This is a genomic window from Dickeya sp. CFBP 2040, from assembly GCF_012273755.1.
Taxonomy (GTDB): domain Bacteria; phylum Pseudomonadota; class Gammaproteobacteria; order Enterobacterales; family Enterobacteriaceae; genus Dickeya; species Dickeya poaceiphila.
This window is the reverse complement of sequence record NZ_JAAVXH010000096.1, coordinates 17,089-41,608: the sequence shown is the minus strand read 5'-3', so window position 1 is coordinate 41,608 and position 24,520 is coordinate 17,089. Positions and strand designations below refer to the sequence as shown.

Sequence of the window (24,520 nt, the reverse complement as noted above, 5' to 3'; positions counted from 1 at the left end):
TCTGTTATGAAACGATAAGGAGATCGAACACTTATGGCTTATCCCATCTGGCAGGTTGGACTGGACATCCAGAACGGCTTTATGCGCGCTCTGGCGGTACAACGCCGCCGACATGGCTGGCAATTGCGCCATTGGTGGCAGTTGCCGTTACCCGACAGCACGTTACGCGGCGGTAGTCTACATCATCCCGCCTCACTTTGTACGGTTCTTCGTCAATGGCGGCAGGAATTGCCACGATTTGTTTCATTACGGTTAGGGTTTCCCGCAGCAAGGGTATTGCAACAACGGTTGGCAATGCCTGATCACCGTTTGCGTGAGCCGCAGCGCGGTAACTATATCCGAAAGATGGCCGCCAGGGCATTACCGGTCAGCGGCGATGATCTGGCGTTGGATTATCGCCCCGACCCACAAACTCCGAATATGCTGCTGGTCACCGCGGCACGCCAAACCGAACTGAACGTTTGGCTGCATTGCTTGCACGATGCCGGCCTGCAGCCTGATGCCGTGGATATTACACCCTGTGCCTTGCGCTATATGGCGGCCCAGGCCGGACTGGAGACTGATCGTCTGCTGTTGCATCGTTTCGACGATCACTGGTTGTGGGTTTCGCCATTGCAAGCGCCGCTGGCATTCGGCACCGTTCATCCGGACGACACGACGAACTGCGCGGAAGGTTTTGCGACAGAGTCTGATATCCTGAAGTATGTGAGTACTTGCTATCAAAAAGAGGTTTCTCATCTGGCTTATCTCAGCACATCCGTGCCGGTGGCTTTACAACAGACTTCTGCCAACCTGATTCACTGGTCGCCTCTGGCGGCATTTGTTCGACAGCAACCGCCATTGCCGGCGTTTCCCACCACGTTCGCCATCGCGGGTGGGCTGGCAATACGCCCGGAGGATACGCCATGTTGACGGTGAATCTTCTGGCGTGGCGTCCAGGTTTACTATATCGACGTATACGGCTGAGCCTGTTGGTATCCGGCGGGTTGCTGTTTGTGGTTGGTTGTACGGCAACCATGACTTATAGGGTCTACCAGCAACAGCAAGCGTGGCGGCGGCATAAGGTCGAACTGGTACAGTCGCAACTGCCGCGCTATGAACAGCTCTACCATCAGACATTAGCGGCCTGGCAACGGCGCGAAGCCCAACTGGCGCAACTGGCGGTGCAGGAACAGAGCCAGCAGCGGAATCAGCGCTATCAGGCGTTGCTTGAACGGCTGCCGGCGTTGATGCCTGATTCGCTCTGGCTGACAGAAATTGGAGACAACGGCACGCGTATCCACATATCCGGAGTGAGTAATCACTATTCTGCTATCGTCACTCTGGCTAACGCGATGGCGGCATTACCGCAAATAGAGCACGCCAGCGTACAACAGACACAACGCGACCCGCAGGATAGCGCACGGCTGAATTTTTCGTTACGCCTGCACTGGCGGGCACTAGCCGAAGCGGGATCGAAGGGATGATGACTCGGCTTTACCCGCTGGCTGCGCGTTGGCTGACGGTGCCGCTATGGTTGTGGTTACTGGCGCCATCGGCAGTGGTGATGGTGGCGGTGACCATTGCCGGTGGAGTGTGGATGTCGGCAGAGCGCCAGCAACGGCTACAACTCGAACAACAATATCGAGAGGGCGAGCGGGTTATTGATCAGTGGCGGGAGAAAATTACCCGAATGCCTGCCTTGCATGTGCTGCAGCGTTGGCTGGCTGAACAGCCCGTACAGGAAGTGAACTGGCCGGTAAATCGTATCGCGTCGTTGCTGGATGCGCCGTTGCGTGACAGTGGCGTTCATCTGGAGGCCTGGCATCCTTTGCAAACAGAAGAAGTGAATAGTGTGCCCTCCGCCTGGTTACTGGTTTTTAATGCAGAGTACGGTGCAACCCTGAATTTTCTTTCGCGTTTCAAGGCATTGCCAGTAGTGCTACGCATTGATCAAATCACCATTCGCAAAGTGTCTGCCGGATTGCGTACCGAACTGCGATTGTCACTCCCGCTGCAATCGGAGACGGTGCGATGAACAGGTGGCAACGTGGCGTGCTGTGGCTGGGACTGCTTTTGGGGACGGTGAGAGCAGAAACGATGCGCGATCCGTTCCAGCCGCTGTCAGAGGTATCGTGCGATAGCGGCCAGTTGCCGGATAAATGGCAACTAAAGGGGATGGTGGGGTCATCGTCGCAATGGGTGGGGTGGTTGGCGCAGGCGCAAACCGGTTGGCTGCGCGTCCGCGATGGGGATGTTATTCCTCCGGGTGACTGGCAGGTTACGCGGCTGGATAGTACCGGCGCTACGTTAAGTCTGACGGATGGGAAAGCGCGTTGTGAGAGGGCGGAGATTCATCTTGAGCCGCCTTTTCATCACAAGATTTATCACAAAAAGGAATGAAATATGAAAACAGGATGTTTTCCCGGCAGACGTTTGTGTCGGTACTGTTGGCTGGTGATGCTGTTTTGCAGCATGGCTACTCATGCCGGTGGCGATGTGCCCGTTTCGCTGGCATTTGATGATGTGCCGGTCCAGCGTGTGTTGCAGGCGCTGGCTGACCATCAGCAGCTTAATCTGGTGGTGGCGCCGGGTGTGGCAGGCAATATTAGCCTGAATTTGCAGCAAGTGCCCTGGCAGCAGGCGCTTGATATCATTCTGCGTATGGGGCAACTGACGATTGAACGGCAGGGTGGCGTCATGATGGTCTATCCCGATACCTATATGAAAGACCAGCAGCGGCAGCAGGAGGAACTGGCAACCAGACAACGTCTGCAACTACCGTTGCAGAACCTGTCTGTCACCTTGCAGTATGCGGAAGCGACCGATGTAGTGGCAAACCTGCAAAGTCAGCGCGGCACCTTGCTGACTGAGCGTGGCAGCGTCACCGTGGACAAACGCACGAATACCCTGCTGGTGCGGGATGTGAGCGCCGCGCTGGAACAGCTTCGTCCCTGGATCGAGGAACTGGATAAGCCATTGGCTCAAGTGCAACTGGCGGCGCACATCGTCACCATCAGCAGCGAGCATCTCAAGGCATTGGGTGTTAACTGGGGGCTGGGTGAGGCCACGACTGCGGGGCAGGCCCTGCAAATGAACAATTTTAGCGTTAGCCTGCCGGTGGAGTCGCCCGCCGTTAACGCAGGTTTTCATCTGGCAAAATTGAATGGACGATTGCTGGATCTGGAGTTGATGGCGCTGGAACAAGAAAACGAAGTGGAGATCATTGCCAGCCCGCGTTTGTTTACCGCGCATCAGCAAACGGCCAGCATCAAACAAGGCACGGAAATTCCGTATCAGGTGTCCAGTGGCGCGAGTGGTTCCACGTCAATTGAGTTCAAGGAGGCCGTGCTGGGGATGGAAGTGACGCCCAGAATTCTGCATGGTGGACAGATTACGCTCAATTTGCTGATTAGCCAGAATATGCCGGGACGCGCGATTAAACAGGGCGAGGGCAGTGAAATACTGGCTATCGATAAACAGGAAATACAGACGCAGGTAACGGTTCAGGATGGCGAAACCATTGTGCTGGGCGGTATTTTCCAGCAGCAAAAAAATCAGGGGGAGCGTCAGGTGCCGGGACTGGGGGCATTGCCGGGCATCGGGCAGTGGTTTCGCTCCAGTAACCGTCAGCATACCCGTCGTGAGCTGGTTATCTTCATTACACCCACCCTGATTCAGGCCGCTAAACGTGCGCCGGCAGCCTGACTTGCTGGAGCGGCGGGCAGCGGGAGCTTGCCTGCTTTGTTAAGCTACTTTGTTAAATAGTGCCCTTCATCGTTTGACGATACCGCCGTTTTAGCATACAAGGATAGCGGCTTGAGCACGGGAGTGGTGTTACATCAGCGGTGTGTACTCGAAATACCTTAAGTTGCAGGAAAAAACGCTCGCGTGTTGAACAACGCGGCGCTTTTTCCTGCAGCCTGAAGTATGGCGGGTATAGATAAAACGTACGGTTTATCGCTGCCTGGTTCGTGTGGCATTTTATTCGGTTGCCAAACTACCCTGAGTATTGAGATAATTTTTTGTCTGATTCTCGCACTATCGCTCATGAGGTTTCAGTTTAGGTTCCGCCGCAGGTTACATGGCGGGGCGGGTTATCATTAACGAATTTCTTAGTAATACCAAAAAAATGGCAGAGAAACGCAATATCTTTCTGGTTGGGCCTATGGGTGCCGGCAAAAGCACTATTGGCCGTCAGTTAGCTCAGCAGCTCAATATGGAATTCTTCGACTCCGATCAAGAAATTGAGCGACGTACCGGGGCTGATGTGGGCTGGGTATTTGATGTGGAAGGCGAGGAAGGCTTCCGTGAGCGCGAAGAGAAAGTCATTAATGAATTGACGGAAAAACAAGGCATTGTGTTGGCTACGGGCGGTGGTTCGGTGAAATCACGCGAAACCCGCAATCGCCTGTCCGCTCGTGGCGTGGTAGTGTATCTGGAAACCACGATTGAAAAACAGTTGGCCCGTACTCAACGAGATAAGAAACGTCCGTTGCTTCAGGTTGAAACCCCACCACGCGAAGTGCTGGAGGCATTGGCGAAAGAGCGTAATCCGCTGTATGAAGAGATTGCTGATGTCACAATTCGCACTGATGAACAAAGCGCCAAGGTCGTTGCCAACCAGATTATCAGTATGCTGGAAAACAACTGATTTTGTGTAATCCCCTGTATACCGCAGGTCTCTAAAGATCAATGGAACGCGCATGGAAAGAGTCACCGTCACCCTAGGGGAACGCAGTTACCCCATTACCATAGCTGCCGGTCTTTTCAACGATGCAGCTTCTTTTATGCCACTGAAGGCTGGCGATCAGGCCATGCTGGTGACTAATGAGACGCTGGCGCCGCTTTATCTGGATGCGGTGCGTGATTTGCTGGAGAAAAGCGGTGTGCGGGTGGATCAGGTCATTCTGCCTGACGGTGAACAGTTCAAGTCTTTGGCTGTGCTGGAGCAGGTTTTTTCTGCATTGCTTGCCAGGCCGCATGGCCGCGACACTACGCTGGTGGCGTTGGGCGGCGGCGTTATCGGCGATCTGACTGGTTTTGCCGCCGCCTGTTATCAGCGCGGTGTTCGCTTTATTCAGGTTCCCACCACCTTGCTGTCGCAGGTTGATTCTTCTGTCGGCGGTAAAACCGCAGTCAATCACCCGCTTGGCAAAAATATGATTGGCGCGTTCTACCAGCCTGCTTCGGTGGTAGTCGATCTGGATTGCCTTAAGACGTTGCCCGCGCGCGAACTTTCCTCCGGTCTGGCTGAAGTGATCAAGTACGGTATCATTCTTGATCGGGCCTTTTTTGAATGGCTGGAAGAGCATATTGATGCGGTGCGCAGCCTGCAAAGCGCACCGCTGGCTTACTGTATCCGCCGCTGTTGTGAACTGAAAGCGGAAGTGGTAGTGGCGGATGAGCGTGAATCTGGACTGCGCGCCTTGCTGAATTTGGGCCACACTTATGGACACGCTATTGAAGCGGAAATGGGGTATGGCAACTGGCTGCACGGCGAGGCCGTAGCGGCGGGCATGGTTATGGCTGCCCAGGCCGCACGTCGCCTGGGCCAATTTAGCGTGGATGATGTTGAGCGCATCAAGGCATTGCTGCGGCGGGCTGGGTTGCCTGTTACCGGGCCGCGTGAAATGGCTCCGCAAACGTACCTGCCGCATATGATGCGTGACAAGAAGGTTCTGGCGGGTGAATTGCGTTTGGTTCTGCCCACGGCGATTGGTCAGTCGGAAGTCCGGTCGGGCGTATCGCACGAACTGGTGCTGGCATCCATAGCTGACTGCCTTCCCTGAGCTATTGTTCTGGCTGGCTGAATGGTCAGCAGGCGAATTTCGGTATTTGTGTTTTAAATACAAGACTTTATGATTTAGACTTTCTGCGGTGTCAGATGTGCGCGGAAACTGGCCTTTCAGTTGGAGGGTATAAATGGATGAGTTCAATCCGGAAGAAGAGTTAAAGCCGGATACCAGTGATCGACGCCCTGTGCGTCAGCAGAGACGAAGCAAAGGTTTCTCTGCCCCCAGTGTTTCGCTATCCAGACAACACACCATGATTGGTATCGGTATTGTGGTGTTGGTGTTACTGATTGTCGGCATCGGTTCTGCTTTGCAATCTCCCAGCCAGAATACCTCTTCGGCGTCGTCGCAATCAGCAGGTTCTGGCAAGAATATTGATCTATCGTCTTCCTTGTCTTCCGGTCAGGCACAGGGAACACCACCGGCGGCATCTCAGTTATCTTCTCCTGCGCCGGTTGGTGCCCAGAATACGGGGTCTGGAGCTCCGCAGACGCTGAGTGGTCAGCCGGTTTCCGGCACGCCTACGCAGGCGCCGTTGTCTTCGCAGAATACCAATCAGCAGCGTATTGAGTTGCCGGGCAATATTACCGATGCATTGTCTCAGCCCCAGCAACAGGATCGCGTCAACGCGTTGTCTGCCGGGTTGCCGACCGAACCGGCAACGGTGTTGTCGCCGACAGCCAAAAGTGGACGGGTTCAGCCGGTGGAGAAGTCGCCTTCCCATGTTCAGGCGGAAAAACAGCCTTCATCGCCATCTCATAAAGCTGCCGTTGGAGTGAAAGAGACCGTTAAACCTGCAGCGAATGTGCATCGTGTACCCACGACGGCAGTGACGCCTGCGCCATCCAGCAAACCGGTAACGGCGGTTAAACCGGCGGTGTCGGCGGGAGGTCAGAGCAGTACGGCTATTCAGAGTGCGCCAGCCAGCCACTTTACTTTGCAGCTCAGTAGTGCGTCCCGTGCCGATTCCCTCAAGGCGTATGCCAGGGAACAGCGGTTGGCGAATTACTGGGTGTATGAAACGAAACGTGACGGGCAGCCCTGGTATGTTCTGGTGAATGGTGTTTACGCCTCGCCTGAGGATGCCAGGCGCGCGATTGCGTCCCTGCCTGCTGATGTTCAGGCAAAGAAACCCTGGGTCAGGCCGATCCGTCAGGTGAAGCAGGACTTGACCAGGTAACACCAATTGGCCCTGATGTGCTGTCTTAACAGAGTACAATCCGTGGCTCTGAACTGTGTGAGTAACTAACGACGGCATGAAGAAAAACCGCGCGTTCTTAAAATGGGCTGGTGGAAAATATCCGCTGGTGGAGGAGATTCGCCGATACCTGCCAGCGGGAGAGCGATTAATCGAGCCTTTCGTAGGCGCGGGTTCCGTATTTCTCAATACCGAGTACGACAGCTATATTCTGGCGGATATCAACAGCGATCTGATTAATCTGTATAAAATCGTCAAAACAGAAACCGATGCTTTTATCCGCGATGCTCGCGAGTTGTTTATTGATGAAGCGAATACCTCGGATGTTTTTTACCGGTTGAGAGAGGAATTCAACCTCTGTACCAATGATTATCGCCGTGCGCTGCTGTTTTTGTATCTGAATCGCCACTGCTATAACGGCCTGTGCCGCTATAACATGCGGGGTGAGTTTAATGTGCCGTTCGGGCGCTATAAAAAGCCTTATTTTCCGGAAGAGGAACTTTACTGGTTTGCGGAAAAAGCGCAGAACGCCACGTTCGTATGCGAGCATTATCAACAGACGCTGACCAAGGCGACTTCAGGTTCGGTGGTGTATTGCGATCCGCCTTATGCACCGCTATCGGCCACGGCTAACTTTACGGCGTACCACACCAACAACTTTAATAATCTGGACCAGCAAAATCTGGCTCAACTGGCGCAACAGTTGTCGTCGCAAAGCCAGATTCCGGTTCTGATTTCTAACCACGACACGGTATTGACCCGTGAGTGGTATCGTGATGCGTCATCGTTATATGTGGTCAAGGCGCGTCGTACCATCAGCCGCAATATTTCTGGCCGCGGCAAGGTCAATGAACTGCTGGCGTTATATTGCCAGGCGGCGTCCTGCTGAGTCTGGCAAGGTGTGGCGAGCAGGGAATAAGATGAGATCGCGGCCAGTGTTCTCGGTAAACCTTGTTCCCCATGAACATTGTTTTTCATAAGTATAGTTCTTCATAAGTATTGTTCCCCAACAGAGTGGCTGCACAGGCGTGTCATCAGTGATAGCGCCGGGCAGCGGAATGCAGACTTGATGGTTTGGAGAAACGCATGAAACCGTTTTTAATCGCCCCGTCTATTTTGTCGGCTGACTTTGCCCGTCTTGGTGAGGACACCGCGCAAGCCCTGACAGCTGGAGCGGATGTTGTCCACTTTGATGTGATGGATAATCACTATGTTCCCAATTTAACCATCGGTCCGCTGGTACTGAAATCCCTGCGCAATTATGGCATCACCGCACCTGTGGATGTTCATCTGATGGTAAAACCGGTAGACAGGCTGATACCTGATTTTGCCGAAGCGGGGGCCAGCTTCATTACATTTCATCCAGAGGCGTCCGAGCATGTTGACCGTACCCTGCAACTGATTAAGGATCATGGTTGTAAAGCGGGTCTGGTATTTAACCCGGCTACCTCGCTGAGCTATCTTGACTATGTGATGGACAAGCTGGATATCATTCTGCTGATGTCCGTTAATCCGGGGTTTGGCGGTCAGTCGTTTATTCCGTCTACGCTGGATAAGCTACGCCAGGTGCGTCAGCGCATTGATGAAAGCGGCTATGATATCCGTCTGGAAGTTGATGGCGGCGTGAAAGTAGATAACATCGCGCAAATTGCGGCAGCCGGGGCGGATATGTTTGTCGCAGGCTCGGCGATTTTTGGTCAGCCGGATTATCGTGCGGTGATTGATAAGATGCGCCAGGAGTTGGAGACAGTACGTCATGACTGATTTTGCTGCGATTCGTGGTCTGGCATTTGATCTTGACGGCACGCTGGTCAACAGTGCGCCGGGGCTGGCCGCAGCGGTCGATATGGCATTAGGCGCATTGTCGCTGCCGCGCGCGGGTGAAGCGCGGGTATCGACCTGGATTGGCAACGGCGCTGATGTGCTGGTAGAGCGTGCGTTGCGCTGGGCGGGGGTAGAGCCAACGAGCCGGCAGATTCAGGACACCCGTTCGCTGTTTGATAAGTACTATGCCCGTACGGTAGACAGCGGCAGCCTGCTGTTTCCAGGGGTGCAGGAAACGTTGGCCGAATTGGCTGGGTGTGGTTTGCGTATGGCGGTGGTCACCAATAAACCGACGCCGTTTGTCGCACCGTTGCTGGATGTGCTGGGTATCGGCCACTATTTTTCACTGATTCTGGGCGGCGATGACGTCACTGAGAAGAAACCGCATCCTGCACCGTTGTACATGGTGTTGGGCAAGCTGGGTCTGCGAGCGAATGAATTGCTGTTTGTCGGCGACTCACGTAATGATATACAGGCGGCGCGGGCCGCCGGATGCCCGTGCGTCGGCATGACGTATGGCTATAACTATGGTGAAGCGATTGCCTTAAGCCACCCCGATGTGGTGCTGGAGAGCTTTGCGGATTTACTGACCCTATCCGGGTTAACCCTTTTAAACGATCAGGAAGCATGACATGAGTAAGCCCATTGTGTTTAGCGGCGCACAGCCGTCAGGCGAGTTAACCATTGGTAACTACATGGGTGCGTTACGTCAGTGGGTCAACATGCAGGATGACTTCGACTGCATCTATTGCATCGTGGATCAACATGCGATCACCGTGCGCCAGGAGCCACAGCAACTACGCAAGGCGACGCTGGATACGCTGGCGCTTTATCTGGCTTGCGGCATCGATCCGCAAAAGAGCACTATTTTCGTTCAGTCGCATGTACCGGAACACGCACAGTTAGGCTGGTTGCTGAACTGCTACACCTATTTCGGCGAATTGAGCCGCATGACTCAGTTTAAGGACAAATCCGCCCGCTATGAAGAAAACATCAACGCCGGATTGTTTGACTACCCGGTGTTAATGGCGGCTGACATTCTGCTGTATCAGACCAATCAGGTGCCGGTTGGGGAAGATCAGAAACAGCATCTGGAACTAAGCCGGGATATCGCCCAGCGTTTCAACGCGATCTACGGCGATATTTTCCGCATTCCTGAGCCGTTTATTCCCAAATCCGGTGCGCGGGTGATGTCTCTGTTGGAGCCAACCAGAAAGATGTCCAAGTCGGATGACAACCGCAATAACGTCATTGGTCTGCTGGAAGACCCGAAATCGGTGGTGAAGAAGATCAAACGTGCGGTAACGGATTCCGACGAACCGCCGGTGGTACGTTATGACCTGCAAAACAAGGCTGGCGTATCCAATCTGCTGGATATCCTCTCCGGGGTGACGGGGAAATCCATTCCTGATCTGGAGAAAGCGTTTGAAGGGCAGATGTATGGTCACCTGAAAGGTGCGGTGGCGGACGCCGTCTCCGGTATGCTGAGCGAGTTGCAGGCACGTTATCACCGTTTCCGTGATGATGAAGCCTTCCTGCAGCAGGTGATGCGTGATGGTGCGCAGAAGGCCAGCGCCCGTGCGCAGGAAACGCTGCGCAAGGTCTACGATGTGGTTGGATTTGTGGCTCGTCCGTAATCTGATTGTCGTTATATCGATGCAGACAGCGCCGTTTCTTATCAGAAACGGCGCTTTTTTATACCCGGTAAACGGAGGGATTGGTGTCAGAACGATTGTAAATAGGGCAATTGCATAATCATCGAACGGATAATTTTCACAAATGTTATAAATTGCCTAATGACCTCACAACAGACTTCCTCAATAATCGATAAAAATAAAACACTATTTTATTAAATCAGCACTGTGCTTTTATTTAATATCAGAAAGTCCGTGCTGGCAGGCGCTTCATCCTCAGGCAGGTAATCAACGTGAAAATTGCATCGATCGACGTCACCGTCTTCACTTATCCCACTCGCCGCGTCTCCGACAGTGCAGGGCATTCCCATCCAGGCGATGAGCATCAGGCCAGTATGGCGTTGTTGACCATCACTACCGACAGCGGGCACAAAGGTTATGCGTTCGCGCCGCCGGAGGTGGTTCGCCCATATGTGATAAACAGTTTTTTCCGTAAAGTACTGATTGGGCAAGATCCATTTGATCGTGAGCGCCTGTGGCAGGAGCTGGCGCACTGGCAGCGCGGTAGCGCCAACCAACTTACCGACCGGGCGCTGGCGATCATCGAACAAGCGCTGTGGGACCTGGCAGGGCGGGCGCTGAATATGCCGGTATATAAACTGCTGGGCGGTTACCGCGATAAAGTTCCGGCATATGGCAGCACCATGTGTGGCGATGAGTTAAAAGGTGGCCTGTCGACGCCGGACGAGTACGGTCAGTTCGCCGAACAACTGGTGCAGCGTGGTTATAAGGCTATCAAACTGCACACCTGGATGCCGCCGGTGTCGTTCGCACCCAGTCCGAAAATGGATGTTAAAGCCTGTGCGGCGGTACGTGAAGCGGTAGGGCCGGATATCTGCCTGATGCTGGACGGCTACCACTGGTACAGCCGCAGTGAGGCGCTGTATATTGGCCGTGAGCTGCAAAAACTGAACTTCACCTGGTTTGAAGAGCCGATGGAAGAGCTGAGCATGGCATCCTACAGTTGGCTGAACAAAAATCTGGACATCGACGTTATCGGTCCGGAAAGTCTGGGCGGGAAATACTTCAGCCGTGCCGACTGGGTGAAGGAAGGCGCCTGCGACATTCTGCGCGCCGGAGTGCAAGGCGTAGGCGGGATTTCACCGTGCCTCAAGGTGGCACATCTGGCGGAAGCGTTCGGCATGGATTGTGAAATTCATGGTAATGGTGCGGCCAATCTGGCGGTGGTGGGGGCGATTAAAAACTGCCGCTGGTATGAACGCGGCTTGCTGCATCCGTTCCTGAACTACGATGAACCTGCTGCCTATCTGAATGCGCTGGTTGACTCGATGGATGAAGAAGGGTATGTCCATTTGTCGCAGCGCCCCGGCCTGGGTGAGGACATCAATTTTGACTGGATTGATGCCCATACGTTGAGCAAGCACTGATAAGACACGTGGTTGCCGCTTTCTTTTGGCGATCTTTTGACGATGTTTCCTTCCCCCGGTGGCAGAAACCTGAACGCCGGGGGAGCCTGATTGCTACCACCTCATGTTGTATCGGCGAGCGAGGGTACAACGAGAGCACAAATCGTGCTCTTTTTTTCGCCAATAGAGGTATGGGATCGCGTAAAAAAAGGTAAATGGGTGGCGCAGAAAGTTACGGCTATTTAAAATCGGTACGCTTTCTGTCGTCGTTGATGCTCAAAAGGAATTCTTCATGTCAAAACGTATATTGGCAGCGGTAGTCACTGTGCTTGCTCTCACCGCCTTTTCACCGGCTTTTGCCGCTACCACTTCTACCACCTCTACCCATGTGTTATTGACAACCTCTGCGGGCAACATCGAGTTGGCTCTGGATGATCAAAAAGCACCGGTTTCCGTGAAAAATTTTGTCGATTATGTCAACAGTGGTTTTTACAACGGCACCATCTTTCATCGGGTGATCCCCGGTTTTATGGTGCAGGCTGGCGGTTTTGGCAGTGATATGAAGCAGAAAGCCACTAATCCGCCGATCAAGAATGAAGCGGACAATGGCCTGCGTAACCTGCGCGGCACCATATCCATGGCGCGCACCAGTGAAAAAGACAGCGCTACCAGCCAGTTCTTCATTAATGTGGCGGACAACGCATTTCTGGATCATGGTCAGCGTGATTTTGGCTACGCCGTATTCGGTAAAGTGGTCAAAGGTATGGAAGTAGCGGACAAGATTTCTCAGGTCCAGACAGAAAATGTTGGACCTTACCAGAATGTGCCTTCCAAACCGATTGTGATTCAGTCCGCGAAGATTATTAAGAAATAACGCTTGCTGGCCTGATCTCTGCTGATGGGCGGTTAACCGATTCCCCTTGCCGTAGCGGCGAGGGGAATCGGTGTTTTAGTGACACGGATAATTTTACCGCCGCTGCCTGCCACCGTTTCGGTTCCGAATCCTTTCAGGTCGGGGGCGGCGGTGCTGGCAGCCTGAGCAGTCAACATGCTGCTGCCAAACAGCAGAGCGAATAAAAGGGTATATCTCATAATTAAATGGGTCCATATACCGGGGCGAATCCTGCCTGCTGGCGGGACATCGCTAAACCAAAAGCGGGTGAGAGAAGGTCACCCTCCCGCTGCACTCTGGTTGCGTGATCCGCCCAGGCTGGCTGGGCGGATGAGGTTCCAGACATCAGGCGTAGCTGACAGGAACTGATTACTTACAGGCTGCGCTGGTCAGCGTTGCCAGATTTTTGCCTACACCAGCATAGCTGGCCAGTTTGTCCTTCACGCATTGTGCGCTAACCGGGCTATAGCTGTAAGGCACAGTCGGGTAGGTGCCGGTCGAGGTCCAGCTGTCGGCGTTCCGATACTCTTTGGTATCTGCCGTCCAGGTGATGTTGTAGGTAGCGAAATCAGCGGGTTTGGTGATGTTGTTGTTCTTCAGCACCCAGGTGCCGAAGTTACTGCCGTCATAACGGGACGTCACCGGGCTTACCGCATTTTCGAACCAGTTGTTTTCGATCAGCGCTTTACCATTCTGACGTACGTTCAGACCGGAACTGGTCACGTTGGTGTACAGGTTGTTATACGCGTGGACGTTACCACCGCGTTGCAACGGCAGACGGGCGTTGACGTCGTTGTAAATGTTGTGGTGGTAAGTGATGTTGCGTTCAGCGCTGTCAGAAGAGCTAAAACCAGCCAAACCCACTTTTTTCACGCCGTGGATGTAGTTGTAGGAGATGGTGACGTAAGTCGCACCTTTCTTGATGTCAAAGGCGGATTCGAAGGTGGTGTCGCCGTCTTTGGTGCCGTCGCACTCGTGGTTGGCGGCAAACAGTTCGTTATGGTCCAGCCAGACGTTCGGCGAGTTGTCGATACGGAACATGTCGCCATCCTGAGCACCGCCCGGCAGATAGCCGATACGCATGTTGCGCACCACGACGTCGGAAGAGTTCACAATCCAGATACCGAAGTTAGCGGAAGAACCATTGGCGCCGATAATGGTTAACCCTTTGGTGAAGTCTTTGATTTCCACACCGCGGGCGTCTTTGCTCCACTGACCGCAGATGTTGGCGGCAGCTGCATTGATCAGGCTGTCTTCGTTACCGGTGTAGGTAATCACCAGCGGATAGGCCCCACCTTTAACTTTCTTGCCTTTGGCGTCAACTTTGGCTGCTTCAACGATATCAATAATATCCTGCATCGAGGTAGCCGTTTTCTTTACGGCGCCCGTGACATCACCACCGTCAGTTTTGGTATAACCACCGGTATCGGCAGCCAGACTGGATTGACAGAAGGCCAGCAGCAGACCGGCGGCAATCGGAGTAATGAATGATTTCATGAGTCGTGTTCCTGTTTTTTGAAAAAATGTGAAATGGGCATTTATCGTTCCACATGCCCTTACTTATGGTTGATGCGATAGGGATATACCCATCTGTTTCATGTTGACGGGGCATAACGGCCTTTCAGTCACACGAATTATTCAAAGGATGGATAAGTAAAACCGAATAGCATGAATCAACCTGCGCTCAGTTTTAGCTCAAAAATTGGACATTTCAATAGTTGAAATGGTATTTCATTATTAGTATCGGTTATGTTTTCTCGTATTTTGACAGGAATCACTTTTTGTGGTCTGAGTTCCGACCTGTTGCTTATAGCTTTTGGAAATTAAAAAAATTAATTATTCGATTAATGTGAAATGCCATGCCATATTGAATTGATCGTCGGGTTATTTAGTCCGAACTAAAAAAGATCGGACAGGTGGTCCGTTCGGTAGCGACCATATCTGTATGGATGTTATTGTTTTGTTTATGTTATAAGCTATATCTCCTCCCTCTGCCATGATCTGACGGCTCAGTGTTCACTGAGGCGCAGCATAATTCCCTGTCTCCGTAGTGGTGGATGATAGATATTTTTTAATAAATAAAATTAATGTTTATTGGTGGGTAAACGTAATATTTGTGTGTAAATTGGATAGTGCAATAATTGGAACTACGTTTCAAAATATGGATTTGCATTTTTTAATGGTGTTGAGCCGATTTTGGTCGGTGCGGGTCGGTAACCGAAAAGGGAGATGATTGTTTAGAAAATCTTTTGCTGAAGGATTATTCCTGAACAAGATTAGCGCGACACTCAGCCCGGTAAGCTATCCGGAATCCGATTGCTGGGACCTGGTGCTGGAGTTCTTCAATCCGAAAGAACACCTCGCACTGCTGCACGCCAATTTGTATCGTTACACCGTTGACGTCAGCAACGTCATGCCGTTCATCATCGGTACGCTATGATCGAGTTTTCTGTTACTGATACCGCGTCATTTATTTACTTTCTGTTCCGGTTGTTTCAGCCTCGTGTCTGGACAACCGCCTCCCAACTCTTCAGACTCAGCGTCAGTATTCACGCGACATCATGCGCCATTAGACTTGATGTTGGCGACGATCATAACGTCAATTCATCTGCTGATAGATAAAGACATGCTGCTGATTATCGATAACTATGACTCCTTTACCTACAACCTGTACCAGTATTTTTGTGAGTTGGGGGCGAAGGTGCTGGTCAGGCGTAATGATACGCTGACGCTGGCGGACATCGAGCGGTTATCGCCGCAGCGGCTGGTGATTTCCCCCGGCCCTTGTACGCCGGACGACGCCGGGATTTCGCTGGCGGCCATCCGCCATTTTGCCGGTCAACTGCCGATTCTGGGCGTGTGTCTGGGACATCAGGCGTTGGGGCAGGCGTTTGGCGCACGGGTGGTGCGCGCCCGTCAGGTGATGCACGGCAAAACCTCGCCGGTGCGGCATACCGGTTGCGGTGTGTTCGCCGGGCTGGCAGACCCGCTGACCGTCACCCGCTATCACTCGCTGATTCTGGAAAAGAATACGCTACCCGATTGTTTTGAGGTGACCGCCTGGACCGGAACCGACGAGGTGGTCGATGAGATAATGGGGGTGCGTCATCGCACATTGCCGCTGGAAGGCGTACAGTTCCACCCGGAGAGCATTCTCAGCCAGCAGGGGCATCAACTGCTGAAAAATTTCCTTTATTTATAATCAGATAGCGGACTCAAATCTGGGCATATCAGATTAACGATTGCCTATTTTTGATTTTTTATGCATATTTATTGATTATATTTTCACTTAAGATCTTCACTCCACACTACGGGATATGACAACGGGGCAGCAAATGGCGACAGAGAAAGCAGCAGTAACACGGGATACTTACGATAAGGTAATTCTTCCGGTTTATGCACCCGCGCAGTTTGTGCCGGTAAAAGGCAAAGGGAGCCGTGTCTGGGATCAGCAGGGCAAAGAATATATCGATTTTTCCGGCGGCATCGCGGTAACGGCGCTGGGGCATTGCCATCCGGCACTGGTGGCGGCGTTGAAAGAACAGGGTGAAACCCTGTGGCACACCAGCAACGTATTCACCAACGAGCCAGCGCTGCGTCTGGCTACCAAACTGATCAATGCCACCTTTGCCGACCGCGTATTTTTCGCCAACTCCGGCGCGGAAGCTAATGAAGCGGCGTTCAAACTGGCACGGCATTACGCCATTACCCGCCATAGCCCGTACAAAACCAAAATCATTTCGTTTTACCAATCGTTTCATGGCCGTACGCTGTTTACCGTATCTGTCGGCGGTCAGCCGAAATACGCCGATGGCTTCGGCCCGAAACCGGCGGATATCGTGCATGTGCCGTTCAACGATCTGGATGCGGTAAAAGCGGTGATGGACGATCACACCTGCGCAGTGGTGCTGGAGCCGATTCAGGGCGAAGGCGGCATCACGCCAGCTACGCCAGCTTTCCTCAACGGTGTGCGCGAACTGTGCGACCAGTATCAGGCGCTGCTGGTGTTTGATGAAGTGCAGTGTGGTATGGGCCGCAGCGGTAAACTGTTCTCTTATATGCATTACGGCATCACGCCAGACATTTTGACCACCGCTAAAGCGCTGGGCGGCGGTTTCCCGATTAGCGCGATGCTGACCACGGAAGAGATTGCATCAGTGATGGCGGTCGGTACGCATGGCACGACTTACGGTGGCAATCCGCTGGCCTGTGCGGTGGCGGAAGCGGCGCTGGATGTGATCAATACGCCGGAAGTGCTGTCCGGCGTGATGGATCGCCACGCGCGCTTTGTGTCCGCGCTGGAGCAGATCAACACACAGTACGATATTTTCGATGAAATCCGCGGCATGGGGCTGTTACTGGGCGCACAACTGAAACCGGTCTGGCATGGCCGCGCCCGTGACTTCCTGGCGGCATCGGCGGAACTGGGGTTGATGATTCTGGTGGCGGGGCCGGACGTCATCCGTTTTGTGCCGTCGCTGGTGATTACCCCGGAAGAGATCGATCAGGGAATGGCGCTGTTTGCAAAAGCGGTAGCGCAGGTGGTGAAGGGCGCGTAATCGCTGTTGCCTTCGACTGAAACGACTGAACCGACTGAAACGAAAAGAGCGTGCCATGGCACGCTCTTTTCAATCCAACAATCCAACTGATGATAAATCAGCGAGTGCCGTACACGACGATGGTTTTACCGTGTGCGGAGATCAAGTTCTGATCTTCCAGCATCTTCAGGATACGACCCACCGTTTCGCGGGAACAGCCAACAATTTGGCCGATTTCCTGACGGGTGATCTTGATCTGCATACCATCCGGGTGAGTCATGGCGTCCGGCTGTTTAGCCAAATTGAGCAGAGTTTGTGCGATACGACCGGTTACGTCGAGGAACGCCAGATTGCCGACTTTCTGCGAAGTCACCTGCAAGCGCCGCGCCATCTGCGAGGACAACCGCATCAGAATATCCGGGTTGACCTGAATGAGCTGGCGGAATTTTTTATAAGAAATCTCAGCGACTTCGCAGGCTGTTTTTGCCCGAACCCACGCACTGCGTTCCTGTCCGTCTTCGAATAAGCCAAGTTCTCCAATAAAATCGCCTTGATTCAGATAAGACAGAATCATTTCCTTGCCTTCTTCATCCTTGATCAGCACGGCAACCGAGCCTTTCACGATGTAGTAAAGCGTCTCTGCTTTTTCACCCTGATGAATCAGGGTGCTCTTCGATGGGTACTTGTGAATGTGGCAATGAGAAAGGAACCATTCGAGAGTCGGGTCTGTTTGCGGTTTGCCGAGAACCATTCGCTGTTATCCTCTGTTGTTAATTCACTGCGCAAATCACAGGGCTCAGAGTTCCCTGTACGGCGTGATAACATAGTTATAATTCAATTCCGTCCTGGCGGAATGACGTCAGGAAATATACTGAGGCTGTCTATCAGATGACGCCAGCAAGCCGGTGGCAGGTCAGGCAGAGACGCAATACACATCGGCTTACGCTTTTGTTTGTAACACAGGTTGAGAGTAGTGTCTCGTGTTGTCTCGCTTCAGCATGATTAAGCTCTGATTATCAGGCTTTTTTATACATAAGCGGTGTAAAATTTCAAAAATAATTGATTGAGGACAAAATTATGCAGGCTCGGGTGAAATGGGTTGAAGGGTTAACGTTTCTTGGCGAGTCCGCTTCCGGGCATCAACTGCTGATGGATGGCAACGCTGGTGATAAAGCGCCCAGTCCGATGGAAATGGTGCTGATGGCAGCAGGTGGATGTAGCGCCATTGATGTGGTGTCTATTCTGCAAAAAGGTCGTCATGATGTGGCAGACTGCGAGGTTCGCCTGACCTCGGAACGTCGTGAAGAAGCGCCGCGCCTGTTCACTGCCATCAATCTGCACTTTATCGTTACCGGCAAAGGATTGAACGATAAGGTTGTCGAACGTGCGGTGTCGTTGTCGGCTGAAAAATACTGCTCTGTGGCGCTGATGTTGGAAAAAGCGGTTAAGGTAACCCACAGTCATGAAGTGATCGCGCTTGATTAACGGGCCGGCACGCGGCGGCGAGTCTTTCACTTAACCGCCGCACCGCTTAATCCGTCGCATCGCTTAATCAATGTGATTGCCTTCCATTAGCCGCTGCACCAGTGGCGTCATGATAAGCTCCATCGCCAGCCCCATTTTACCGCCCGGCACCACCAGCGTATTGATGTGAGAAATGAACGAGCCCTGCAACATCGCCAGCAGGTAGGGGTAGTCAATATGGTCCAGGCCCTGAAAGTGGATCACCACAAAACTTTCGTCCATCGACGGAATGGCTTTGGCGGCAAACGGGTTAGAGGTATCTACCGTTGGCACGCGCTGGAAGTTGATGTGGGTACGAGAAAACTGTGGGGTGATATGGGTGATGTAATCTTCCATCGACCGCACAACGGAATCCATGACCGCTTCGCGGGAGTGGCCGCGTTCGTTGATATCACGCACCAGCTTCTGAATCCACTCCAGGTTGACTATCGGCACCACGCCGACCAGCAGATCAACGTGCTGCGCCACATTATGCTGAGCAGTCACCACGCCGCCATGTAGCCCCTCGTAGAACAACAGGTCGGTCGGCTCTGGTATTGGTTCCCAAGGGGTAAAGGTGCCTGGGACCTGATTGTAGGGAATGGCTTCGTCGTAAGTGTGCAGGTATTTGCGGGTCTGCCCGGTGCCACTACGACCGTATTCGATAAAGGTGTTTTCCAGTTGGCAGAAGTCATTGGCTTCCGGCCCAAAATAACTGATGTGACGCCCCAGGTCCCGTGCCTTGCGGATCGCCATATCCATTTCCGGTCGGGTATAGCGGTGATAACTGTCGCCATCCACCAGCGCGGCGCGAAGATTCAATTGCTGGAAGATTTTACGAAACGCCAGACTGGTAGTTGTGGTCCCTGCACCGCTGGAGCCGGTGACCGCGATAATCGGATGTTGGTGCGACATGGTGTGTAACCTCCGGTGAATTGGTGTGTAACTTCCGGTGAATGGGACAATCTCCGGCGACGGATGCCAACTCTGGTCAGAGATATTTGATCATTGTTAGCATGTTTATACCGCAGTGACACGCCAATTTACGTTTTCAAACGATTGATTCAGGGGTGATATCGTTCACCGCCGCTGAGCTGACGGCGGGGCATGATATTGACGGTTTCATGCAATTCCGACCACACCAGCACCACCTCGCCTTGCTCCAGTTGCTGGCGTACCTCCGCCACTTTGTCTTCCAGCGTGCATTCCTGCTCGCCATAGTCGGTGCCTTCACGCAAGATGAACGATTCAATCAGATTTTGCAGTGTTTCCGCTGCCAGTTCTTGCCAGGGAATGATCATCGTTTTAGCTCCCGGTTTTTTTCCAGATAGGTGCTCAGCCAGTCAGGAACGCACTGTTCAAGCCAGAGGTGTGGTTTGCGCCAGGTGCCGCCGACGAAACCGACATGGCCGCCGTGTTCCGTCAGGTAATAATGAATATTGTCCGGCAACTGCGAGATGTCCGGTATCGCCTCCGGTGTCATAAAGGGGTCGTCTTTGGCGTGAACCACCAGCAATGGCCGGCGAATCTCCGCCAGCTTCGGTAATGCGCTACTGCGCCGGTAATAATCCGTTGCATCGGCAAAACCGTGCAGTTTTGAGGTGATAAGTTCATCAAACTCCCGCAGTCGATGTACCTGACGTAACCGTTCGGCGGAGATTGGCAGGCTGTCAGGGTAGATCGCCAGCTTGCGTAACGCGCTGCGGCGTAGACAGTTAAGCAGATAGAACTGATAGATGCGCGAGAAGCCTAGTTCCAGTCGAACACTACAGGATTCCATCATCAAGGGGGCGGAAACTACCGCCGCCGCATCCAACGGGCTGGATTCCCCCTGACGCGCCAGCAGGCAGGCCAGCATATTGCCACCCAGAGAAATCCCTACGGCTACCGTGGGCGCCGGGCCTAACGTCTGATGTAGCCAATGCACAAAATAGTGTGCGTCTTCGGTTTCGCTGGCGTGATAAGAGCGCGCCATACGATTGGGTTGCCCGCCGCAACCGCGAAAGTGCATCACTACCGTGAGCCAGCCGCGTTGCTGGCAGGCCGCCATCATGCCGTGAGCGTAAGGGCTGTGGAAGCTGCCTTCCAGTCCGTGGAACAGCACCACGCGCGGCTTGTGACGTGCCGCTATGGGGTCTTCGCTCCAGGCCAGCTCAACGAAATCGCCATCCGGCAGGGTCAGTGTTTGCCAGTGCGGCTGGAGTGCCGGGCGGCGGCGTAACAGACGCGGCAGCATGGTTTGCAGATGAGGGTTACTGCCCCCCGTCAGGGGCTGGAACGGCAGGTGGTGGTGTGAAATCCGGTTCATAAACAGTGTGGCGCTCAATTTGTCATGGTGAAACAACGTCCCTGATAAGGGCGTGCCGGGTGAAAAACTTGTCTATGCTGTGGTGCGCTGTTAGCTTGATGGTTTCATGCCAAATTGATACCTGTTAAAGGATTGCCGTTTCATGGAGCACGCCAGTCTGTTTCTTTCAATGCTCGGTTTTTTGTGGGTTGCTGCCATTACGCCCGGACCTAATAATATGCTACTTACAGCCTCAGCAGCCAATTTTGGCGTATTACGTTCTATGCCGTTGATGCTGGGCATCATGCTCGGTATGCAGAGTATGCTGCTGCTGGTGGCGTTGGGGCTGGGTAGCCTGATTCTGCTCTATCCGTCGCTGCATCTGGCGCTGAAGGTGCTGGGTAGCGCCTACCTGCTGTGGTTATCGTGGAAAATTGCCACCGCAGCGTACGAAAAACTGGATACCGATACCGCACCGCCGACACCAATCCTACTGTATCAGGGGGGATTGTTGCAGTTTCTTAATCCGAAAGCCTGGCTGATGACGCTGGGCGCGGTAGCGGGATTCAGTCTGGCGGGGGAAGGATATGTTGGATCGGTCGTGGCTATCAGCGTTGCGATGGTGAGCGTGAATTTTGTCGCCGGGATTATCTGGCTGGGATTTGGCGTGATGATCGGTCGGTTGCTGCAAAGTCCGCGCGCCTGGAAGCTGTTCAATCTCGCCATGGGGATACTGACGGCGACCTGCGTGCTGATGATCTGGCATTGATGGTTGAATATTAATGGTTGGGCATAATGGAATAACGGCGGGCTGTTCCGCCCGCCGTTCGAACATGGAGCAGACGTTTACCCCTGACTCTCCGCGTCGCGCAGCAGTTGTTCCAACTGTTCCTGCGCATCCAGCCAGGCCATTTCGGCGTTTTCCAGGCTTGTTTTTGTCGTGCTTTGCTGTTGCAGGCATTCGGTCAGCTCGTTTTTACGGCTGGCGTCATAAAGCCCGCTGTCGGCGAGGCGTTCTTCCACCGCCGTCAGCGCCGCTTGCAGTTTTTCCATCTGCTGTTCCAGTTGGGTAATCTGTTTGCGCAGCGGCTGGGTGAGTGCGCGTAGCTCGGCGTCGCGTCGTTTCTGATCCTTTCTCGACTGAGCGCTGTTGGCGGTGTTGTCCTTAGGGGCGGATTCCGTGGCGTTATCCTGCTTCTGCGCATCCAGCAGCCATTGCTGATAATCTTCCAGATCGCCGTCAAACGGTTCAACCTTGCCATCGTGCACCAGATAGAGATCGTCGGTGGTGGATCGGATCAGGTGACGATCATGAGACACCACCACCAGCGCCCCTTCGAAGTCGATCAACGCTTCAGTCAGCGCCTGACGCATGTCGAGATCCAGATGGTTGGTTGGTTCGTCGAGCAGCAACAGATTAGGACGTTGCCAGACGATCAGCGCCAGCACCAGTCGCGCTTTTTCACCGCCGGAAAAACGCGCAGTGGCCTCGGTGACCTTGTCGCCCCGAAAGTCGAAGCCGCCAAGGTAGTCACGCAATTGCTGCTCGGTTTCGCGTTCCGCCAGCCGGGTAAGATGTTGTAACGGCGACTCGTCAGGACGCAAAAACTCCAACTGATGCTGGGCGAAATAACCGAGGCGTACGCCTTTGGCCAGACCGATGTCGCCGCTGAACGGCTGAAGTTCGCCTGCCAGCAGTTTGATGAGCGTCGATTTACCGGCACCGTTATGACCCAGCAATCCGATACGCGAACCGGGCACCAGATTCAGCTTGATGGAGTCCAGAATCAGGCGGTCACCATAGCCTGCGCTGACTTTTTCCATCCGCAACAGTGGATTAGGCAAGGCTTCCGGTGCCCGGAAGCTAAAGCGGAACGGGTTGTCAACGTGGGCCGGGGCGATAAGCTCCATACGTTCCAGCATCTTGATACGGCTTTGCGCCTGCTTGGCCTTACTGGCTTTGGCGCGAAAACGGTCGATGTAGTGCTGCAGATGGGCGACCCGCTCTTGCTGATGCTGGTACATAGCCTGCTGCTGAGCCAGACGGGTGACGCGCTGCTGCTCAAACGAGGTGTAGTTGCCGGTGTATTCGAACAGGGTTTCCTGTTCAATATGCAGAATTCGGTTGACGATGGGGTCGAGGAAATCCCGGTCATGGGAGATCAACACCAGCGTGCCGGGGTAGTTTTTTAGCCATTTTTCCAGCCAGATCACCGCATCCAAATCCAGATGGTTGGTCGGTTCGTCGAGCAGTAACAGGTCAGAACGGCAGATCAGCGCCTGTGCCAGATTAAGACGCATACGCCATCCACCGGAGAAGTCGCTGACGGCGCGTTGCAACTGGTCCTGCTGAAAACCCAGTCCGCTGAGCAGGCTGGCGGCGCGGGCCTGAATCGACCAGGCCTGAATGGCGTCAAGCTTGCCGTGCAGGGTGGCGATGGCGTTGCCGTCGTTGCGGACATTCGCTGCGTCCAGATCGGCTTCCAACTCGCGGAACTCGCGGTCGCCGTCTATCACGTAATCAATCGCTGAACGCGCCAGCGCCGGCGTTTCCTGATTAACCCATGCCAGCGCCCAGTTTTGTGGAAAGGTGACGCTGCCGCTATCGGCGCTGATTTCCCCTTTCAGGAGTGACAACAGGGTTGATTTGCCACAACCGTTTTTACCGACCAGACCGACTTTTTGGCCTGGGTTGACGGTAGCGGTGGCGTTGTCCAGCAGTACCCTGGTACCGCGTCGAATTTGTAATGAGGAGAAAACAATCATAACACGCCAAATGTTCAAATATGTTAAATTACCGGTCGGGTATTCAGGACTGCCGTGTCCTGTTGTACTGCTGCGCAGCATGGTAGCCGAAAATACCGGCAATGACGACGCCTTGGAGGGGAATGATGTTGCAGCCACCAAAGATTTTGCTGCTGTTTGCCCATCCGGAATCTCAGGATTCGGTCGCGAATAAGCTGTTATTACATTCTGCCCGGCAACTTGGGCATGTCACTGTGCACGACCTTTACGCACACTATCCTGATTTTTTTATCGATATTCATCATGAGCAGCAGTTGCTGCGTGAGCATCAACTTATTGTGTTCCAGCATCCGCTTTATACTTACAGCTGCCCGGCTTTGTTGAAAGAGTGGCTGGATAGGGTATTGACTCGCGGTTTTGCTAATGGGGTTGGCGGTAACGCGCTTGCCGGAAAATACTGGCGCTCGGTAGTGACGACGGGTGAGCAGGTGGATGCTTATCGGCCTTCAGGTGTGAATCGTTACACGATGGATGATGTATTAAGACCGTTTGAGATGACGGCTGCCATGTGCCACATGCACTGGCTGTCGCCTCTGGTGATTTATTGGGCCAGGCGTTTACCGCCGGGCGTGCTGCAGGATCATGCTAAAGCCTATAGCGACTGGCTGGCGTCGCCATTTCCCCATGCGGAGCCGTAA

The 24,520-nt window shown here is 53.5% G+C and carries 25 protein-coding genes and 2 pseudogenes; 20 read left to right on the top strand and 7 right to left on the bottom strand.

The annotated features are described in order from the left end of the window. The first annotated feature begins 33 nt into the window (after positions 1-33). The 14 genes from pilM to ppiA all read left to right on the top strand — a co-directional run bounded on the left by pilM (position 34) and on the right by ppiA (position 12,731). Complete coding sequence (gene pilM / locus Dpoa2040_RS14790; RefSeq protein WP_168641742.1) at positions 34-912, top strand: type IV pilus biogenesis protein PilM; 879 nt, start codon at positions 34-36, stop codon at positions 910-912. After that, positions 906-1,466 (top strand): PilN domain-containing protein, encoded by a 561-nt coding sequence (locus Dpoa2040_RS14785; protein ID WP_168641741.1) that lies wholly within the window; start codon positions 906-908, stop codon positions 1,464-1,466. The genes pilM and Dpoa2040_RS14785 overlap by 7 nt, the downstream gene beginning before the upstream one ends. Further along, positions 1,463-2,017 carry a hypothetical protein gene (locus tag Dpoa2040_RS14780; protein ID WP_210423969.1) on the top strand — a complete coding sequence of 185 codons (555 nt, stop codon included), beginning with the start codon at positions 1,463-1,465 and terminating at the stop codon, positions 2,015-2,017. The genes Dpoa2040_RS14785 and Dpoa2040_RS14780 overlap by 4 nt, the downstream gene beginning before the upstream one ends. Next, positions 2,014-2,382, top strand: a complete 369-nt coding sequence (locus Dpoa2040_RS14775) for a HofP DNA utilization family protein (RefSeq protein WP_168641740.1) — start codon at positions 2,014-2,016, stop codon at positions 2,380-2,382. The genes Dpoa2040_RS14780 and Dpoa2040_RS14775 overlap by 4 nt, the downstream gene beginning before the upstream one ends. Positions 2,383-2,385: 3 nt before the next feature. After that, a complete protein-coding gene (gene hofQ, locus Dpoa2040_RS14770) occupies positions 2,386-3,687 on the top strand; it encodes a DNA uptake porin HofQ (RefSeq protein ID WP_168641739.1) in 1,302 nt (433 codons plus the stop codon). A 424-nt stretch (positions 3,688-4,111) separates the two neighbouring features. After that, positions 4,112-4,633 carry a shikimate kinase AroK gene (gene aroK / locus Dpoa2040_RS14765; protein WP_027710718.1) on the top strand — a complete coding sequence of 174 codons (522 nt, stop codon included), beginning with the start codon at positions 4,112-4,114 and terminating at the stop codon, positions 4,631-4,633. 52 nt (positions 4,634-4,685) lie between these two features. Next, positions 4,686-5,771 carry a 3-dehydroquinate synthase gene (aroB, locus tag Dpoa2040_RS14760; RefSeq protein ID WP_168641738.1) on the top strand — a complete coding sequence of 362 codons (1,086 nt, stop codon included), beginning with the start codon at positions 4,686-4,688 and terminating at the stop codon, positions 5,769-5,771. A gap of 133 nt (positions 5,772-5,904) precedes the next feature. Then, positions 5,905-6,954 carry an SPOR domain-containing protein gene (locus Dpoa2040_RS14755; protein ID WP_168641737.1) on the top strand — a complete coding sequence of 350 codons (1,050 nt, stop codon included), beginning with the start codon at positions 5,905-5,907 and terminating at the stop codon, positions 6,952-6,954. Between the two features lie 76 nt (positions 6,955-7,030). Then, positions 7,031-7,861 carry an adenine-specific DNA-methyltransferase gene (gene dam / locus Dpoa2040_RS14750; protein WP_042873168.1) on the top strand — a complete coding sequence of 277 codons (831 nt, stop codon included), beginning with the start codon at positions 7,031-7,033 and terminating at the stop codon, positions 7,859-7,861. Positions 7,862-8,058: 197 nt separating this feature from the next. Continuing rightward, a complete protein-coding gene (rpe, locus tag Dpoa2040_RS14745) occupies positions 8,059-8,736 on the top strand; it encodes a ribulose-phosphate 3-epimerase (RefSeq protein ID WP_168641736.1) in 678 nt (225 codons plus the stop codon). Beyond that, the gene (locus Dpoa2040_RS14740) at positions 8,729-9,427 is read left to right on the top strand and encodes a phosphoglycolate phosphatase (protein WP_168641735.1); all 699 of its coding nucleotides are present in this window, start codon (positions 8,729-8,731) and stop codon (positions 9,425-9,427) included. Before rpe ends, Dpoa2040_RS14740 begins: the two co-directional genes overlap by 8 nt. Before the next feature lies 1 nt (position 9,428). Further along, a complete protein-coding gene (gene trpS / locus Dpoa2040_RS14735) occupies positions 9,429-10,433 on the top strand; it encodes a tryptophan--tRNA ligase (protein WP_042873164.1) in 1,005 nt (334 codons plus the stop codon). 290 nt (positions 10,434-10,723) lie between these two features. Further along, positions 10,724-11,878 (top strand): mandelate racemase family protein, encoded by a 1,155-nt coding sequence (locus Dpoa2040_RS14730; protein WP_168641734.1) that lies wholly within the window; start codon positions 10,724-10,726, stop codon positions 11,876-11,878. A gap of 271 nt (positions 11,879-12,149) precedes the next feature. After that, complete coding sequence (ppiA, locus tag Dpoa2040_RS14725) at positions 12,150-12,731, top strand: peptidylprolyl isomerase A (protein WP_042873159.1); 582 nt, start codon at positions 12,150-12,152, stop codon at positions 12,729-12,731. Positions 12,732-12,808: 77 nt separating this feature from the next. Here the strand turns inward: ppiA and Dpoa2040_RS14720 are convergent. Beyond that, positions 12,809-12,949: pseudogene (locus Dpoa2040_RS14720) on the bottom strand (right-handed parallel beta-helix repeat-containing protein); the annotation flags it as partial. Positions 12,950-13,118: 169 nt separating this feature from the next. Continuing rightward, a complete protein-coding gene (gene pelB / locus Dpoa2040_RS14715; RefSeq protein WP_042873156.1) occupies positions 13,119-14,246 on the bottom strand; it encodes a pectate lyase PelB in 1,128 nt (375 codons plus the stop codon). Between the two features lie 736 nt (positions 14,247-14,982). Here pelB and Dpoa2040_RS14710 point away from each other — a divergent pair. The 3 genes and pseudogenes from Dpoa2040_RS14710 to Dpoa2040_RS14700 form a co-directional block, all read left to right on the top strand. After that, positions 14,983-15,189: pseudogene (locus tag Dpoa2040_RS14710) on the top strand (peptidase S8); the annotation flags it as partial. 186 nt (positions 15,190-15,375) lie between these two features. Beyond that, entirely contained in the window at positions 15,376-15,951 is a 576-nt protein-coding gene (locus Dpoa2040_RS14705; RefSeq protein ID WP_168641820.1) for an aminodeoxychorismate synthase component II, read from the top strand. A 133-nt stretch (positions 15,952-16,084) separates the two neighbouring features. Further along, entirely contained in the window at positions 16,085-17,308 is a 1,224-nt protein-coding gene (locus Dpoa2040_RS14700; protein WP_042873152.1) for an aspartate aminotransferase family protein, read from the top strand. Between the two features lie 97 nt (positions 17,309-17,405). Here Dpoa2040_RS14700 and crp read toward each other — a convergent pair whose 3' ends face one another. Next, positions 17,406-18,038: a cAMP-activated global transcriptional regulator CRP gene (gene crp / locus Dpoa2040_RS14695; protein WP_012768072.1), complete on the bottom strand. Its 633-nt coding sequence runs from the start codon at positions 18,036-18,038 to the stop codon at positions 17,406-17,408. Positions 18,039-18,364: 326 nt separating this feature from the next. Between crp and Dpoa2040_RS14690 the strand changes: the two genes are divergently transcribed. Next, positions 18,365-18,772: an OsmC family protein gene (locus Dpoa2040_RS14690; RefSeq protein WP_168641733.1), complete on the top strand. Its 408-nt coding sequence runs from the start codon at positions 18,365-18,367 to the stop codon at positions 18,770-18,772. Positions 18,773-18,835: 63 nt separating this feature from the next. Here the strand turns inward: Dpoa2040_RS14690 and Dpoa2040_RS14685 are convergent, their stop codons facing one another. The 3 genes from Dpoa2040_RS14685 to Dpoa2040_RS14675 form a co-directional block, all read right to left on the bottom strand. After that, positions 18,836-19,705 (bottom strand): phosphoribulokinase, encoded by an 870-nt coding sequence (locus Dpoa2040_RS14685; RefSeq protein WP_168641732.1) that lies wholly within the window; start codon positions 19,703-19,705, stop codon positions 18,836-18,838. 149 nt (positions 19,706-19,854) lie between these two features. Continuing rightward, positions 19,855-20,091 (bottom strand): YheU family protein, encoded by a 237-nt coding sequence (locus tag Dpoa2040_RS14680; RefSeq protein ID WP_042873145.1) that lies wholly within the window; start codon positions 20,089-20,091, stop codon positions 19,855-19,857. Continuing rightward, on the bottom strand, positions 20,088-21,098 hold the full coding sequence (locus Dpoa2040_RS14675; RefSeq protein ID WP_168641731.1) for a hydrolase: 1,011 nt from the start codon (positions 21,096-21,098) through the stop codon (positions 20,088-20,090). Before Dpoa2040_RS14675 ends, Dpoa2040_RS14680 begins: the two co-directional genes overlap by 4 nt. A gap of 142 nt (positions 21,099-21,240) precedes the next feature. Here Dpoa2040_RS14675 and Dpoa2040_RS14670 point away from each other — a divergent pair, with 142 nt between their 5' ends. Next, complete coding sequence (locus Dpoa2040_RS14670) at positions 21,241-21,846, top strand: LysE family translocator (protein ID WP_168641730.1); 606 nt, start codon at positions 21,241-21,243, stop codon at positions 21,844-21,846. 77 nt (positions 21,847-21,923) lie between these two features. Here Dpoa2040_RS14670 and Dpoa2040_RS14665 read toward each other — a convergent pair whose 3' ends face one another. Beyond that, positions 21,924-23,843 carry an ABC transporter ATP-binding protein gene (locus Dpoa2040_RS14665; RefSeq protein WP_168641729.1) on the bottom strand — a complete coding sequence of 640 codons (1,920 nt, stop codon included), beginning with the start codon at positions 23,841-23,843 and terminating at the stop codon, positions 21,924-21,926. 125 nt (positions 23,844-23,968) lie between these two features. Here Dpoa2040_RS14665 and kefG point away from each other — a divergent pair, with 125 nt between their 5' ends. Next, positions 23,969-24,520, top strand: coding sequence for a glutathione-regulated potassium-efflux system ancillary protein KefG (kefG, locus tag Dpoa2040_RS14660; protein WP_042873141.1), 552 nt, complete (start codon positions 23,969-23,971; stop codon positions 24,518-24,520).